Raw genomic sequence first — 15956 nt, 5'->3', positions numbered from 1 at the left:
CCGGCTCCGGGAGGAGGGTGTCCCTCCCGGAGGACCCCGATGATCGGCCTGCGTGGGAACCCATCGACATGTCCGGGCATTAAGCACGGAGCATATGTGGAGGGGAGGGCCGGCAGGTGACGGATCTGGTAAGGCGCGCGGCGGTTTTTGCGGCATCGATCCATGCTGCGAGCGGTCAGCGCCTCCGTTATACTGACGAGCCGTTCATCACGCATCCCATGCGGGTGGCTGAACTGGTTGCCGGGACAGGGGCGCGCCCGGAGGTGGTGGCGGCGGCCTGGTTGCATGATGTTCTGGAGGGGACGCCGGTAACGCTGGCGGAACTCGTCGCGATCTTCGGGCCGGATGTGGCGTCGCTGGTGGACATGGTGACGATGTCGGCACATTGCCTGGCCGATGATCTGCCGGGGCCGGTGGACCACGAACAACTGGCCCGGGCCTCGGCCGAAGCCCAGACCATCTGCATTGCCAGCCTGATCGACAATACGGCGCAGATCCTGCGCCACGAAACCCGGCGACGCAGCTTCTTCCTGCATGAACAGCGCGAGATCCTGCGTAGTCTCGGCAAGGGCGATGCCGGATTGTACATGATGGCTGCGATGGTCATGGACTGATGTTTGTGCACCTGCCGCCATCCGGCCCCTGAGCCGGGACCGGATGGTCGGTGGCGGCTATATGAGGGTGGAAAAATCCAGGTTGCGTGGACTGCCTTCGATGATGCGACGCTTGCGGCGCTGATCCTGATCATGCTGCCGTGTGGCGGAGATGCGTTCGTCCGTCGCGGCTTCTTCCAGGCGGAGATCGTGCGCCTGGAGTGAGCCCATGCCGCTCAGCAGGATTCCGAAATGGAGGCTGTCGGCATCGTCGGGGATCTGGAAGACGATATGGCGTTGGGTCCAGTCCGAGGTGCCCGTCAGCGCGCCATCGCTTTCGCGATTCGTCAGATTGTCGAAGAGGATCGTGACGGGTCTGTCATCGTCGACGCGCATCCAGATGGCGGCGTGTCCGGAGACGTCGCGGGTTTTCAACCGGGCGGAGAAGCGCAGGCGCTGCCCGATGAGGGAGCGGGCCTCGACCGATTGCATCAAGGTGGCGAAACCCTTTTCGATCCTCATTGCATCCGGGTCGTCAGCCGGGAACAGGCACTGGATACTGCCGACCCGTTTGCCTGCGTCGTCATGATCCGGCTCAGCGCCGATCCTGTAATTTTCGGGCGCTGTGCCGGCGGCGAACCATCCTTCCGGTAGCCGGGCAGGGGCGGCCTGCTGTCTGGCGGCGGCGATACGGGCGGCCAGAATATTCCAGTTCCTGAAGCCGAATTGTCGTGCCACGATCTCCAGGCTTTCGGAGTGGCTGATCGCCGTGCCGCGTTCCGCAAGGCCCGCGCGCAGGGTCGATGCCATGAGCTTGGCGTGTTTGAAGGTACGCATGCCTAACCTCGTCTGTCAGGGCGAACCATCGGGATCAGGGCCTGCATTGCTGATAGGCTCGCCCGAACAGGAGGGGAACGGAGCGAAGACGCATTCACCGTGGCCATTGGGCCGCAGGCGGCAGGTTGCATCGGACCGGGATCAGAATTGCGATGGAGTGATCCGGCGTCAACGAAATTCGTCGCGTTCGTTCAGTCGCACAGGCGCGTGGCGGTGGCAATGAGACCGCCGATCCAGTCGAAATTGGTTTGCAGATTGGAATAGGCGACGCGGATGCAGGAGGCCGATGCCAGGGAGTGTTTGTGCCCGGCCGAGACGAGAACGCCGTTTTCCTCCAGAAAGGCCAAGGCCGCCTGCTCGTTCTGTACGGGCAGCCAGAGGGTGAGGCCGCTGCCTTCGTCATCGACGGTGACGCCTTTGTCGCGCAGGGCGTTTACCAGGTGGCGGCGGCGGTTCGCGTAGATTGCGCGGGCGTTGCGGATACAGTCCTGCGCCGCCCAGTCCCCCAGCAGCCATGCCGTCGCTTCTTGCAGGATACGGCTGGTCCAGCCGGCACCGAATGCGCGGAACTGATGGATTTTTGCAACGATTTCCGAAGACGCGGACAGCACGGCCAGACGCAGGTCCGGCGCCATGCTCTTGGAGTAGGAGCGGATATGAACCGTATGGTTCGGCAGCCAGTGGCCGAGGCTGGCTGGTGGCGTGTGGGACAGCGCGTCCAGCGCGTCCCACTCGATGATCCATGACGGTTTGTCCTTGAGCAGTGCCGCGATGGCGGCCAGGCGCTCGGGACTGACATGGCGCCCGGTGATGCCGTTGACCCGGGGCTGGAGCACGAAGGCGGCGGGGTCCTGGAGGAGCGCCCTGGCGAGCGACCGCGGGCAGGGCCCCTGGTGATCCGACACGACTGGTATGGCCGTGACGCCGAGATGCTCGAGGATATCCAGCGTGGCCGTGGCTGTCGGGGTTTCGACGGCCACGACCGCGCCCCTGGAAAGGAGGGCCGAGAAGGTTTCATTCAGGGCGCAGAACCCGCCGTTGGTGGCGAGAAACGCCTCGGCCTGATAGGCCCAGCTTTCGCGGCACGCGCTCTCCAGCGCCGGGGTGATGCGGATCTTGGCGTAGGAATTGACGTCCGGCATCTGGGCAACATGGGAGAGGGCTTCGGTCAGCGGCGGCAGGAGGGAGCGGTCGGGTATGGCCGCTGCGAGATTGATGAGATCGCGCCCGGCATGTTTCTGGACGCCGCGCCGCCTGGGGCGGGGAGAGGAGGAAGCCTGGCAGACCCAACTGCCCAGGCGTCCGCGCCCTTCGATAATGCCGTCCTTGCGCAGTTCGGCCCAGGCGAGACACAGGGTCGCCGGGCTGATTTCCATGCAGAAGGCGAGTTCGCGTAGCGACGGAAGCCGGCTGCCGAGCGGCAGTAATCCGGACTGGATGAGAAAGCGGGTTCGCCGGGTGATGCCTGTGACGCTGCGATCGGGAAGATGATCGGAGAGCCACGATGCAGAGATGGTGTTTGTCAATACACGCCGCCTTTGACCAATTTTAAATGTTCAATAACAAAGAAACACTTAAAATAACGTCATACACAGATTATATCACGCGCAAGAGGTGTTTGTGCCCTGACACCAGGGTAACCTCCTTCTTTTTTCGTCGGTCCGCAGAGAGCAGAATTAAATGTTCAATAACAACATAACATTTGTCGGCTTCAGATGGCTCCGTCAATACTGTTTCGGTCTGGATATGACATTGATGGATCCTGAAGTTTTCCAGGATCCATATCCTGCGAGGGGAAAAGGCGTGCGGAATAAAACGATGTTTGCACTTCTGTGCATGACTGCGCTGTCCGGCAGCCTCGACGCAGCCAGGGCAGCCGACAGCGCGCCGAAGGGAGACGATCGTCCGTCGCATATCAAAGTGCGCGCGCAGACGCCGCCCGGCGGGAATGGTGTCCAGGCCCAGGGAAAAGCCGAGGAACTGCGCGTGGTCGGGGTATTGCGGGACGCCAACGGTGTGACCAACCAGACGCCGGGTGGCGGATTGCTGCCAACCCGGGATGATTCCGCGATGGTCAGCGGCGCGACCCGCGATTATATCGCGAAACAGGCGCCAACCAGCAATCTGTTCAGCCTGATGCAGATGTCGCCCGGCGTGACGGTCGCCAAGACCGATCCGCTGGGGTTGAGCGACCGGGCGAATGTTCTGATCCGTGGCATGCAGCAGAACGAGATCGGCTGGGAATTCGAAGGCATGCCCGCCGATGACCAGGTCAACCATGTCGCGGATTCCTCGGAATGGTCGGATGCCGAGAATATCGGCCATTTCGAGATCCGGCAGGGTTCGCCGGATATTACGGCACCGGCGCTGAACGCCGTGGGCGCGCTGATCAGTTCGTCCCTGCGCGATCCGTCACGGCAGCGCGGTGGGTATTTCGGGTCCAGCTTCGGCACGAATAATGCGTTTCGTGAATTTATCCGGTTGGATACAGGGGAGATCGGTCATACGGGTATCCGGAATTTCACCTCGTTTTCCTATACGACCAATGACAACTGGCGCGGGCCGGGCACCAATTCGCGCTATCATGTCGACAGCAAGTTCGTGAAGGAATGGGGAAACGGCAATCGCGTGGCGGCCGTCGTGACCTATAACCGCGTCCAGGATTCCTGGATGAACTATCTGACGTTGAGCCAGTGGCAGAAATATGGGCCGAATTACAATCTGGCGACATCCTTCAAGAGCGGACAGGCGAATTACTACAAGCTGTGGATCAATCGCCGTTCGCGCGTCATGGTTTCGTTGCCATCGCACTTCAATCTGGGACATGGGCTGTCCTTCTCGGCGACGCCGTATTATCTGTGGATGAGCGGGACGGTGCCGAATGGGAGCACGTTGAGCAATACCGGCAGTTATTCGGGGAACGAACCGGCCGGGGATCTGGGGCTGGAAAATCTGACAGCGGGCCGCGGGGTCGTGGCAGCGGTGGCGGCAGGCTATACGTTTTCGAGCGGTGTCAATGCCGGGCTGGCTTATCGGACGGGCATCAATCTGTTCGAGTTCGGGACCTGGTACAATTACCTCGACCGGCGGGCCATTACGTCCTACGCGGCGGTGAACCAGAATGGGCAGGCCGCCAACCTGTATGGCGGGGATGCCATCACGATGGCCAGCGGGCCGGTTCTTTACAGCACCAATCTGCATGAGATCCAGCAGACGACGGCGCTCTATGTCCAGGATACGGTTTCGCTGCTGCATGACAAGCTGAAGATTTCCGCCGGGTTCAAGGAGGCGATGGTCGATCTGCGGGGTGCGAACATGCTGCCTGGTGCGCGCTATTATGCCGGGGCGAGCTATGCGATTCCGCTGCCGCGCATGAGCGTGCATTACAACTTCAATGCCGAACACCAGATCTTCTTCAATGTGAACACTGCGTTCCGCACCCCCGTGGGCGATACGCCGTTTTACGATGTGCTGAGCGTTTCGACTGGAAAGATCACGTCTCGCGGCAGTTCGTCGATCAAGCCGGAATATTCCATCTCGGAGGAACTGGGATATCGGTATACAGGCTTGTTCAACGCCTCGATCGGTGTGTTCAACTATGATTTCCGCAATCGACAGCTTTCCGCGACGGCGCCGCTCAATGGGGTGCTGACCACGCAGTATCTCAATGTCGGGGGGCAGACATCACGCGGTGTGGAGGCGGAAATCGGTCTGAAGCCGTGGCATCATATCTCGCCCTATGCGTCGATCTCGTATCTGCATGCGACCATCAACGACAATTTCCATACCGCCGGAACATATCTGCGTACCAAAGGAAAGATCGCGCCGATGAGCCAGAAGGCGACGGCGGCGATCGGCATCAATTATGACGATGGCAGCTTCTTCGGCGGTCTGCAGTTCAACTGGGTCGATTCGATGTATGCGAGCTTCATGAACGATCAGGGGATTCCGGAGCGCAAGACGTTGGATCTCAACGCCGGATACCGGATGGGGAAGCTGGGCTTTCTGTATCGGCCGCAGATCCAGTTGAACATCATCAACGCCGCCAACAGCAATTATCTGTCGGGTGTCGTGGCGCCCGTCGCCAACGCCAAGGCCCAGAAGGGCGCCAACGGGGCGACCATCGCCGCCGCGACGCCGACCTACGACCTGGGAGCGGGATTTGCCGCGCTCGTTTCCATCTCGACAGGTTTTTGAACATTCGAGGATACCATCATGCTTGTCACCCTGATCCAGTTCAACGCGGGCAACAAGAAGGACGAGAATATCGCCACGGTCCGCCGGATGATCGCGGAGTCCTTCTCGCGCCAGAAAGCCCGTATCATCAGCCTGCCGGAGATGTGGCCCTGCCGAAACGCGGATCGGGCGACGCGTTTTGCGGTGGCGGAACGCCTGCCCGCACTGGGCAGCGGCGCGCCGGGTGGCGAGATCTACCAGACCATGGTGGATCTGGCGCGGGAATATGATGCCTATGTGCATGGCGGCTCGATCGCCGAACTGGATGACGGCCGGTTGTGCAACACCACGCTGGTCTTCGACCCGGCAGGCCGGGAAATCGCGCGCTATCGCAAGCTGCATCTTTTCGACGTGACCGGCCCGGACGGCACGGTTTACAACGAGAGCCGCGATTTCAATCACGGCGGGGAACTGGTGACCTGCGACATCGACGGGATGACCGCCGGTTTCACGATCTGCTACGATCTGCGCTTTCCCGAGCTGTTCCGCGCCCTCCGCGACAAGGGGGCTGACGTCATCTTCGTTCCGGCGGCCTTTACCTTGCAGACCGGCAAGGACCATTGGGAGGTTCTGCTGCGGGCACGGGCGATCGAAAACCAGGTCTGGATCGTGGCGACCGGCATGTATGGGTCGCATCGCCATGAGAGCGGGGATCTGCGCACGACCTATGGTCATTCGCTGATCTGCGATCCGTGGGGCCATATCGTGGCCATGGCGTCGGACGGCGCCCATTCCGTGACCGGTTATCTGGACCATGCCATCACGCAGCACATCCGGCAGGCCATTCCGCTAGGCAACCATCGGCGCCTTCCTCTCCCCGTGACGGACTGACGACGGGTCATGCGGGAGAAAAGCTGGATCGTCCTGATCCTTCTGCTGGCGCCGATCAATTTCCTGATGTCGCTGGACCGGCACGCGATTTCCATTGCCATGCCGGTTATTCGCAAGGATCTGGGTTTCAGCGTCGCCGAGGCGTCGTTCATCCTGTCCTGCGCCACCTGGGGATATTCGCTGCTCCAACCCCTGTCCGGCTGGCTTGCCGAGCGGATGGGGCCGCGCCGCGTCCTGTTCGGGGCCGCCTTCCTGTGGTCTCTCGCGACATTCGTCAGCCCGCTCTGTCTGGGGTTCGCGCCCTTTCTGCTGGCCCGTTTCGGGATGGGGGCCGCGCAGGCGCCCGACTGGGCGAGCAGCATGCTGGTGCTGAAGCAGCGTTTTGCCGCGGCATCGCGAAGCCGCGCCAATGCGCTGCTGCTGGGCTTCATCTACCTGGGCTCCATCGTCAGCGGGCCGCTGACATCTTGGCTGATGCTGGCTTATTCCTGGAAACTGGCCTTTGCGCTGTTCGGCGCCTTCGGGATCGTCATCAGTGTCTACTGGCTGGTCTGCTACCGCGATCCGCCGGAGAGTATCCGGGGGGCGGCGGTGCCTGTGGAGGCCGGCGCAGGTCGCGGGGAACTGCTTCGCGCGCCGCGATTCTGGCTGATCGGCTTTCTGTATTTCTGCACGATCTGCGTGCAGGGTTTCTATGCCAGCTGGTTTCCGACGTGGCTGCATGAAGTCCATCATGTCCGGCTGAAAGATCTGGGCTGGCTGTCTTCCGCCCCATGGGCCGCGCTGTATGTCTCCGTCCTGCTGGCAGGGGTGCTCGCAGACCGGCTGATCGCCATGGGATATGGCCTGCGCCTTGTCAGGACCGGGCCCCCGGTGCTGGCGCTGGCGCTCAGTGCGGGGTTGCTGGCCGTGGCCGGCCATGTCCATGGCACCGCGCCGGCTTTGATCCTGATGACGGGCTGCCTCGGGGCGATCGGCTTCGTGCAGGTGTCGCTCTGGTCCGCCGTGCAGGATGTCAGCGGCCGCTATACCGGGTTCGTGACCGGCTGCACCGCCTTCTGGGGAAGCCTGTCCGCCAGCCTCGTACCGCTGGGGGTCGGCGGGATCGTGACCTGGAGCGGTGGCTCGTGGGCCGACGTGCTGTTGCTGCCCGCCGTTGCGGCCGCTGCCGGAGCAGTCGGTTTCTTCTGGCTGCGGCCCGACAGGCCGCTTCTTGACGTAAAGGAACATGCCGGTGGGATCTGAACCGAAGGACGCCGAACGGGGCGGCGACGAGGCGATCATCGTTCGCGATGCCGGTGCCCGGGGCCCCTATGTGATTGTCTGCGAACATGCGTCATCGGTCATTCCGCCGGAGTACGACGGTCTGGGCCTGGATCCGGAGACGGCCCTTGGCCATATCGGCTGGGACATCAATGCCGTGGATGTGGCGTCGCGGGTGGCCCGGGCACTGGACGCGCCTCTGGTGACCGCGCCGGTGTCGCGCCTGGTCATCGACCTGAACCGGCCGGAAGTCTGCTGCGAATGCATTCCGGCGCGTAGCGAGGATGTTCCGGTGCCGGGGAATGCGGATCTGACGGCGCAGGCACGTGAGGAGAGGCTGGCGCGCTGGCATCGTCCGTTCCACGACGGGCTGGGGGCGCTGCTGGATAGGCGCGCGGCCCTGGGACTGGCGACCTTTCTGGTGGGGATTCATTCCTTTACCCCGGTTTATGCGGGGGTGGCGCGTCCGTGGGGGGCTGGGGTACTGTATCGGGCGTCGCGCGCCCAGGGGGAAAGGGTGGCACGATCCATGGCGGAGGCGAGCGGAGAGAAGGTTGGCTGCAACCAGCCTTATGACCTCTGGAAGCATTCGAACCATACGATTCCTTTCCATGGTGATGGGCGGGGATTGCCTGCCGTCATCGTCGAAATCCGCAACGACCTGCTGGCCACGAAGGCCGGCATCGCCCGATGGGCCGATATGACGGTCCAGGCGCTGCGCGCCTGTTCTTCCGAGCCCTTCAATCCCGATGACAGAGATGCCCTGCTGCATGTGCGTGCCTGAGTCCGTGATCGCTGCCCTGAATGGAACATGGATGATCGAAAGGGAGCGATCCAGTTGGAGCAACGGACTGTTCCCCCGCGACAGCATGAGCCTGACCGTCAGCCTGTGTCTGCGGGACGGCCGTCTGTTCTACCATTCGGTCAACCGTACCGATCCTGCGGCGGCACCGTCTCATTTCCGCTTCGATATTCCGCTCGACGATCGCCCATATCCGTTTGCGGGTAGTCGGCGCTTCGATCATCTGCGCGGGCGTCTGTTGCCCGATGGCGCATTGGAAATCCTGAAACTGCGCGATGGAGCGATCCTGATCGCGGAGATCTGGCGCCCGGACCGGGATGGATTGCTGTTTCGCTGGGGCGTCAGTTGCGCGGTTCCGCAGGCGCCCAAGGTCTATAGCGAATATTTCAGCATGTTGGATGAGAAGGGGGCCACGCAGCATGCATGCTCGCTCTGAATGGTGGGGCGTTCTGGCGGGACTGTGCCTTGCGGCGGCGACGCTGTTTCCGGGAGCCGCGCGTGCTGCCGAACCCGCCGCGCCGGCGGCCTGTGACCTGAACAGGCATGTGGCCGGTGCGATCACCCTCAAGGGGCGGAAATGGGCCTATGAGCGGCAGTTGGGGATGCTTCCCTTGAAGGATGCCAAGGGCAATGCCGTCGCCTGCCTGTCTTATGTCGCCTACAGCGCAGGGAAGGAGGGGAGCCGGCCGGTCACGTTCTTCTTCAATGGTGGCCCCGGATCGTCGGGGCTATTCCTGCAACTGGGATCGTTCGGCCCGCTTCGCGTTGGTGCGGAAGCCAGCCACCTGGTCGCGGGGGCGCCTTATGATGTTGCGGCCAATCCGCTGACGCTGCTGGATGTGACCGATCTGGTCTTCGTTGATCCGGTCGGCACCGGCTTTTCCCATCCGATGGGCGAGAAGAAAAACGCGGATTTCTGGCAGGTGGATCAGGATGCCGCCAGTTCGGCCGATTTCGTCACGGCCTATCTGGCCATGGCCCATAGGTGGAATGCCCCGCTCTATCTTTTCGGCGAAAGTTACGGGACGACCCGGGTGTCCATCACCAGTCGCATCCTGACCGAGCGCGGGGTGTTCCTGAACGGGTTGATCTTCATGTCGACAATTCTCGATTATGGAGAAAGGCTGCCGGGGGTCGATCTGACGAATGCGGGTTATCTTCCGTCCTATGCCGCTATCGCCTGGTTCCATCATAAAAGCGGCTATCAGGATCGCCCGCTCGACGACGTTATGGCCCAGGCACAGGATTTTGCCGCCGGGCCGTATATGCGGGCGCTATGGCAGGGCAAGGACCTGGATGTCGCGTCGCAACAGGGGGTTGCGGAACAATTGTCACGCTATCTGGGGCTTTCTGTCGGCGACATCATGGACCATGGCCTCAAGATCGATGTCGCGACGTTTCGCAGCGCGCTGCTGAAATCCGAAGGGTTGAGCATCGGTCGCTACGATGCGCGCGCCACGGCCGCGATGTCGCATGTCACGCCCGATCTGCCGGTTTTCGACCCTGCGAACGAGAATGTCCGCGCGCCGCTGACAGCGATATGGAACCGGCAACTCGATCTGGATTTCGGCTATGCCGGTACGCGCCCTTATGTCGTGTATGACAATACGATCAGTTCGGCTTGGGACTGGCGACACAAGGCGCGGGGGCGTGCCCGGCCGCTGGAAACGGCGGTGACGGGCGATGACCTGGCGGAGGCCATGACGCGGAATCCGGGGATGCAGGTCGTGTTTCTCAATGGTCTTTACGATCTGGCCACGCCTTTTTCACTGACGCTTCATGATATCCGGCATCTCGACATTTCTCTGGAGCGGATGCGGCAGATTGGTTTCTGCCGCTACCCGGCCGGGCATATGATGTATTTCGATATGCCGGCGTTGCAGAAGATTTCGGGCGATCTTCATGCCTTTTATGCCCATGAGGAACCCTGCCCGTGGCCGGGCAGGTGATCTGCGCCCGTTATGGCGCGGAGGAACCGGGTGCCGGCTGGTTGTCGGTGCGGCGGATGAAGTCGGCGATGTTGTCGTGCAACTGGGTCAGGGCCGGGATGTTGGCGTAGACCATGTGGCCTGACTGGTACTGGCGGAATTCGATATTCTTCTGCAAGGCGGTCGGGATCGGCAGGTGGCGCATTTCGTAGACCCCTTCGTAATACGGGGTTGCCAGGTCGAAATAGCCGGCATTGAGCATGATTTTCAGGGTTGGGTTGGTCTTCATCGCCTCCGCGAGGTCTGGCATCACGTTGGCCGGGCCGTCCGACTCCGTACCGCCGCCGGCTGCGTGGTGGAAGTTCCAGTGCTGGATGTCGATTTCCGGACGATAGGTCAGGCCGTCACCGTAATTCAGCGTCTTGCGCACGTAGTCGTTGAACAGGGACACGTAAGCCGAACTGATGGCAGTCGATTGCGGATCGTAGCCGGCTTCCTCGCTCAGCGGGTCCAGAGCGGGGCCGGAGAAGCGGGTGTCGAGACGGCCGGTCGTCATGCCGTCGTCCGATTGCAGGGTCTTGGAGAATTCTCCGCCGTCGATGCGCAGGTCGGCCCGGCGGATATAGTCGGCGGGCAGGCCGGTATAGGCGTGCAGTCGTTCCACGATCCGTGCCCGGTCGGCATCGGGCAGGGCCGCGCCTTGTTGCAGCGCCGCCAGATAGTCGGTGCTGGCGAAATGCTCGACCTCGGCAAGGAAGGCCTTCAGGTCTTCGGGCTGCTGCGGCAGCTTGTGGTGATACCAGGCGGTGGCGGCGTAGGTGGGCAGCGCCAGCACGAATGGTTCGTCCATGCCGGGATTCAGTGCCGGTTCGTCCACGCTGTTGTCGTAGCTGAGGATCTGCGACAGCAGGATCACGCCGTTGAAGTCAATATTTTCCTGATTTTGCAGATCATTGACCAGAACGGCCGAGCGCATGGTGCCGTAGCTTTCGCCGAACAGATATTTCGGCGAGTTGTAGCGGCCGTATTTCGCCAGGAACTGGCTGACGAAGCTGGTGAAGGCCTGGCCGTCTGCGTCCACGCCCCAGAACAGCTTTTCCTTGTCCTTGCCGTTGATGCGGCCGAAGCCGGTGCCCGGCGCGTCGATGAAGACCAGATCGGTGACGTCGAGCAGGCTCTGTGGGTTGTCGATCAGCCGGTAGGGGCTGGCAGGGGTGTGGGTGTCGTCGTTCGTCACCACCCGGCGCGGGCCGAAGGCGCCCATATGCAGCCACACCGAGGACGAACCCGGCCCGCCATTATAGATGAAGGTGACGGGACGGGAGTCTGGGCGGCTGTCCTTGCGGAAATAGGCGACATAGAACATCGACGCCGTGGCGTCCGGGTTGCCGTCGATGGCGTGGGCGTCACTGCCCGGTGTCTGGTGCTGGACGGTCTCGTCGGAATCGTCCCAGCCATGGGGGTGCACGACCAGTGTGCCGGCGACGGCCTGGTAGGCGACGGGTTTGCCGTCGATCGTGATTGTGCCGCTGCTGGTCCGTTCGATGGGCTGGGCCGGGTGGGCGGCATGGGCGGGGTCGGGATGGGCCGTATCGGGGTGGTCGATGGCGGCGCGGGCCGGAGACAGGCCCAGGCAGATGAGCGAGGCGGACAGCAGCAGGGTCAGGCGTGTGGTCAACGGTTCCTCCGGTTGGTCAGGGGGCCGGGCGTGCCGGTTCCTGCGGAGGCGGGGAGGCTCCGTGTGCGGCATCGGCGCGCCAGACATCGTGATCGTGCATGGCGCAACCGTCATCACGCAATTTTTCCAGGTGCGCCAGCAGATTCAGTTCCGCCGCCCGGTGGAGGGAGGCTGGTATGGCGCGATAGACGCGCCGCATCATGTCCTCGAGCGTTGCGGGGCCTTGCCGCAGGGCGGCCAGGATTCTGTCCTCGCGCGAGAGGCGGTGGGTGATCAGGGCGCGGATGCAGGGTTCGGGTGTGGGGATCGGCGGTCCGTGGGCCGGCAGCAGCAAGGGCGGAGCCAGGGCGCTGATCCTTTCCAGCCCGTCGAGAAACTGGCGCACCGAGCCATCCGGCGCGGGCGGCACCATCGTCGTCGACCATCCCATGATGTGATCGCCGGTGAAGACGATCCCCTCCTCCGTCAGGAAGCAGAGATGGTCGGCCGCATGGCCCGGCGTGTGCAGGGCGGTCAGTCCAGCCACGACCGATCCGTCGTCGAGCGCGATGTCCGGCGTGAAGGATGGGACCGCGCTGTGGCGGAAGCCGCAGACCGGTGCGCCTGTCATGCGGCCCAGCGGGCGGGCGCCCGTCAGGTGGTCGCGGTGCGTGTGGGTCAGCAGGATATGCGTGATCCGGCCGCCCCCGGCCGCGAGGATCGCTTCGAGATGCGCGGGATGGTCCGAGCCGGGGTCGATGACGGCGGTGCCGCCGGGATGGTCGACCAGCCAGCTATTGGTGCCGTGCCCGGTCATGGGGCCGGGATTGGGGGCGACGATACGCCGTAGCCCCGGCAGGTGCGCCGCCGCCTTCAGGGGACGGCCCGTGGGCGGCGGTGGTTCGCGGACCTGCCAGGAGGGGCGGGGGCGGGATTCGAGGCGCGTGGTCAGCCGAAGGCTCCGACATGGTGCATCACCGCGACGCTGGTTTCGCGCAGCAGGTTGAACAGGCGCAGCATGGGCACGAAGATTTCGGCATGTTCGCGGACATAGGCGCCTTCGGAGCGGGGGCCGTGGGGCTCGTGGTAGTCCAGTTCCAGGCCGCTGCGCGTGACCGAGGGGAAGACATGGTCCAGCTCGCGCAGGGCGGAGGGGATTTCCAGGCACAGCACGCGCGTTGTCAGCGCGTCGCGCGAGAAGGCGTTGCGCGGCGAGAAATAGGGGATGCGCGTCGATAGCAGCCAGATCTGCTCGATCATGGCGATGCGGATCGCGTGCAGCAGCTTTTCCTCGGTGCCCATGGCGGGGGCCTGTGCCCAGGCGCGGCGCAGGGCGAGATGATCGGACTGGATGCGGCGGAACATGGCCTGGGTGCTGGCCCAGAAATTCAGCCGTTCCAGCCCCTGCATCAGGACCAGATAGGCGTCGCGCCGGGCCGGGTCGGTCTCGGCCGTTGCGCGGTTGAGCCACATATCCGGGTCGAGCATGTAGATGACGGCGCGTAGCACCATGTCATCCGAGTGGGCCAGGGCGTGGGCCGCGAAATCCAGCGCCCGGCGGAAGCGCGGGCTGCGGCCGAGAAATTCCTCGAATGTTTCGGGGTGGCGGGCGGAGGCGGTACCGAGGCCCTGGATGGTGTTGGCGCACCAGCCGAGTTGCTGGAGGATTGCGTTGTTGGGGATGGCGCGCAACTGGCTGGGATGGCTGATGCGCGTGGTGGCGGCGCCGGCATCGCTCTGGCGGGCCGAGGGGCGCGAGCCGGTCTTGTCGATCAGGGACGGACCGAAGGCGCCCAGCAGCGCGGCATAGCCTGGGTCTTCGACCAGGGTGGCCATGCCCGCGCCAATGGTGGAGAAGAAATCGGCGGAGAAATCGGGCTCGTCATACACCGGGTCGCGGTCGCGGGGCGGATGGGCGAAGGCGTGCTCGGCGATGATGCTGATGGTGGCGTCGGCCAGCGCGCTCGTGCCGAACAGCAGGTAACCGTCACCGCCCTGGAAGGCGGTTTCCTCGCGGATATGCACGCCTGCATCGGCGAAGGTGGCCCGTGCCTGCGGTGGCGACAGGTAGTCGAGCCGGTCGGCCAGGCGGAACGGGTGGGCGCCGCGGCCGATGCTCTCGCCATGAGTGTCGAAGAGGATGACCTCGACCTCCGTGAGGTCCCAGCGCCGGAGCAGGTCGCAGATTTTCAGTCGCAGGCGTTCGATCAGATAGGTGGCGGCGAGCTGCCCGACATAGCGGCCGGAATCCGAATAGCCGAATTGCAGGCTCATCCGGCCGGTGCGGCGCAGATAGTCGCGCCAATGGGGCGAACGCAGGGCTTCCTCGACGATATGGGCGCCGTTTTCCAACGCTTCCTGCGTTTCGAACAGCGGCGAGATCTCGACCTTGTCGGCGATGCCGAAGGTGCGGGCCAGCCAGAGGGCGGCCAGCAGCGTATAGCCGCTTTCGGTCTCGGCGATCAGGAAGCGGACCGGGCTTTCATTGTCGATGTGGCGGATGATCTGGCGCACCGTCATCATCAGGCGGCCGGCGGTTGCCTGCTCGACCAGCAGCGAGCCGAAATCGATCTCGACCGGCTGGGCCTGTTCCAGCGCGTCGTTGATATGCGTGAGCAGGGCGCGGCGCTGCGACGGATTGTCCGGATTGTCCTCGATCCCAAGCCGCTGGCGCGCGACATTGTGGATCTGCGTCGAATTCAGCCGGACATGGGTGTGGGCGGCGCCCATGCCGTGGGCCAGCAGCCCGGCGCGGGCGATGGAGAGGGCCATGCGGTCGTCGGGCGGGGCGGCGTCGATGGCCTCCTGGAACGGAGCGGCCAGCAGGCTGGCGGCGGGGATGGCCTCGTCGCTGCGCTCGATCAGCACGGCGGCGAAGGCGGCGACGGCTTCGGGCTGCACGGAGGTGCCGACCGGGCAGGCCTCGATCTGGGCGGTGACGGCCTCCAGCGCGCTGCCGACCCGTGCATGCAGGGTTTCGGCCAGGGGCAGCAATGGTGCGATCTGCGCCTGTAGCCGCTCCAGTTGCAGCTTCTTCATTCGCAGCCGCAGGCGGATCGTGTCCCACCAGCCGATATCGGTGCGCCCGTCGGTGTCGTAGCCGACCCAGCTGGTCAGGATCACCGGGCGGGGGCTGAGGACCGACCATTCATGCGGCCAGCGGGCGCGGGCTTCGGCCAGCAAGGCGCCGGTCAGCCGGTCCAGCGCGTCGCGTCCGCGCAGGATCGCAGCCGAGGCGAGGGTGAATTCCTCTTCCAGGGTGGGTGGTGCGGCGCGGCGATGGGTTTCCATCTCCGGCAGGGGGGGCGGTGCGGCGGGATCGGCTGACGCCATCGTCACCAGGAGCGCGTAGACCGGATTGGCCAGGGCGAAGGTCGGGTGGGCGGTGAAGACGGCTGCGAAGCGGCAGCGTTCCACGGTCTTGCGGAAGGCGCCGAAGGTGGGCGGTGTGCCCTCCGGCCCCGCAGCGGTGGCAACCGTGCGCGCGACCTCGCGCAGGCGGGCCGCGATCTGCGCATCGTCGGTGCCGTCGACATAGCTGCCCAGCCGGGCGGCCCGGGCGCGGAAGGCGTCGTCGCGCAGCTGGCGCACCACGCCGTCGAGCATGTCGGTCGTGAGTGTACCGGCAGTCAGCCGCCGGCCGATTCGGCGCGCCAGGGTGATGATGGGATTGCCCGCGGACAGATCCTCGGCCCCCGTAACCGATTGCCGTGCGAGGTCGAGCAGCATTTCCGCCGCGTCGCTGATGGAGGTGTCGGTCATTGCTGGCCTGTCTTTTCTGTAATCATCCGTGGCGTCACGCCCCGGCA

12 protein-coding genes are annotated in these 15956 nt (G+C 64.0%); 7 read left to right on the top strand and 5 right to left on the bottom strand.

The genetic code is table 11. The features are described from left to right. Positions 1 to 116 precede the first annotated feature (116 nt). A complete protein-coding gene (locus tag C7453_RS09180; RefSeq protein WP_170143173.1) occupies positions 117 to 614 on the top strand; it encodes an HD domain-containing protein in 498 nt (165 codons plus the stop codon). Between the two features lie 57 nt (positions 615 to 671). On the opposite strand, the gene C7453_RS09175 is transcribed toward C7453_RS09180, so the two are convergent. Then, complete coding sequence (locus C7453_RS09175) at positions 672 to 1430, bottom strand: glyoxalase superfamily protein (protein ID WP_114727244.1); 759 nt, start codon at positions 1428 to 1430, stop codon at positions 672 to 674. A 191-nt stretch (positions 1431 to 1621) separates the two neighbouring features. Continuing rightward, positions 1622 to 2956, bottom strand: coding sequence for an aminotransferase class I/II-fold pyridoxal phosphate-dependent enzyme (locus tag C7453_RS09170; protein WP_114727243.1), 1335 nt, complete (start codon positions 2954 to 2956; stop codon positions 1622 to 1624). A 292-nt stretch (positions 2957 to 3248) separates the two neighbouring features. On the opposite strand from C7453_RS09170, the gene C7453_RS09165 reads away from it, so the two are divergent. Genes C7453_RS09165 through C7453_RS09145 form a run of 6 tightly spaced genes read left to right on the top strand, consistent with a single transcriptional unit; the run spans position 3249 to position 10511 of the window. Continuing rightward, the gene (locus tag C7453_RS09165) at positions 3249 to 5627 is read left to right on the top strand and encodes a TonB-dependent receptor (RefSeq protein WP_170143172.1); all 2379 of its coding nucleotides are present in this window, start codon (positions 3249 to 3251) and stop codon (positions 5625 to 5627) included. 18 nt (positions 5628 to 5645) lie between these two features. After that, positions 5646 to 6497 (top strand): carbon-nitrogen hydrolase family protein, encoded by an 852-nt coding sequence (locus tag C7453_RS09160; protein WP_114727241.1) that lies wholly within the window; start codon positions 5646 to 5648, stop codon positions 6495 to 6497. A 9-nt stretch (positions 6498 to 6506) separates the two neighbouring features. Continuing rightward, on the top strand, positions 6507 to 7742 hold the full coding sequence (locus C7453_RS09155; RefSeq protein WP_114727240.1) for an MFS transporter: 1236 nt from the start codon (positions 6507 to 6509) through the stop codon (positions 7740 to 7742). Continuing rightward, on the top strand, positions 7732 to 8544 hold the full coding sequence (locus C7453_RS09150; protein WP_170143171.1) for an N-formylglutamate amidohydrolase: 813 nt from the start codon (positions 7732 to 7734) through the stop codon (positions 8542 to 8544). Before C7453_RS09155 ends, C7453_RS09150 begins: the two co-directional genes overlap by 11 nt. A 31-nt stretch (positions 8545 to 8575) precedes the next feature. Beyond that, positions 8576 to 8998, top strand: a complete 423-nt coding sequence (locus C7453_RS18710; RefSeq protein ID WP_141288777.1) for a hypothetical protein — start codon at positions 8576 to 8578, stop codon at positions 8996 to 8998. Continuing rightward, positions 8982 to 10511 (top strand): S10 family peptidase, encoded by a 1530-nt coding sequence (locus C7453_RS09145; protein WP_170143170.1) that lies wholly within the window; start codon positions 8982 to 8984, stop codon positions 10509 to 10511. The genes C7453_RS18710 and C7453_RS09145 overlap by 17 nt, the downstream gene beginning before the upstream one ends. Before the next feature lie 10 nt (positions 10512 to 10521). Here the strand turns inward: C7453_RS09145 and C7453_RS09140 are convergent, their stop codons facing one another. From C7453_RS09140 to C7453_RS09130, 3 genes are all read right to left on the bottom strand, one after another. Beyond that, positions 10522 to 12168, bottom strand: a complete 1647-nt coding sequence (locus tag C7453_RS09140; protein WP_114727237.1) for a S10 family peptidase — start codon at positions 12166 to 12168, stop codon at positions 10522 to 10524. Between the two features lie 16 nt (positions 12169 to 12184). Beyond that, positions 12185 to 12964 (bottom strand): MBL fold metallo-hydrolase, encoded by a 780-nt coding sequence (locus tag C7453_RS09135; protein WP_245948943.1) that lies wholly within the window; start codon positions 12962 to 12964, stop codon positions 12185 to 12187. A 131-nt stretch (positions 12965 to 13095) separates the two neighbouring features. Then, positions 13096 to 15909: a phosphoenolpyruvate carboxylase gene (locus tag C7453_RS09130; RefSeq protein ID WP_114727236.1), complete on the bottom strand. Its 2814-nt coding sequence runs from the start codon at positions 15907 to 15909 to the stop codon at positions 13096 to 13098. Between the last annotated feature and the right edge of the window lie 47 nt (positions 15910 to 15956).

Source organism: Gluconacetobacter liquefaciens, assembly GCF_003350405.1.
GTDB classification, from domain to species: domain Bacteria; phylum Pseudomonadota; class Alphaproteobacteria; order Acetobacterales; family Acetobacteraceae; genus Gluconacetobacter; species Gluconacetobacter liquefaciens.
This window is presented reverse-complemented; position numbering and strand designations above follow the sequence as displayed.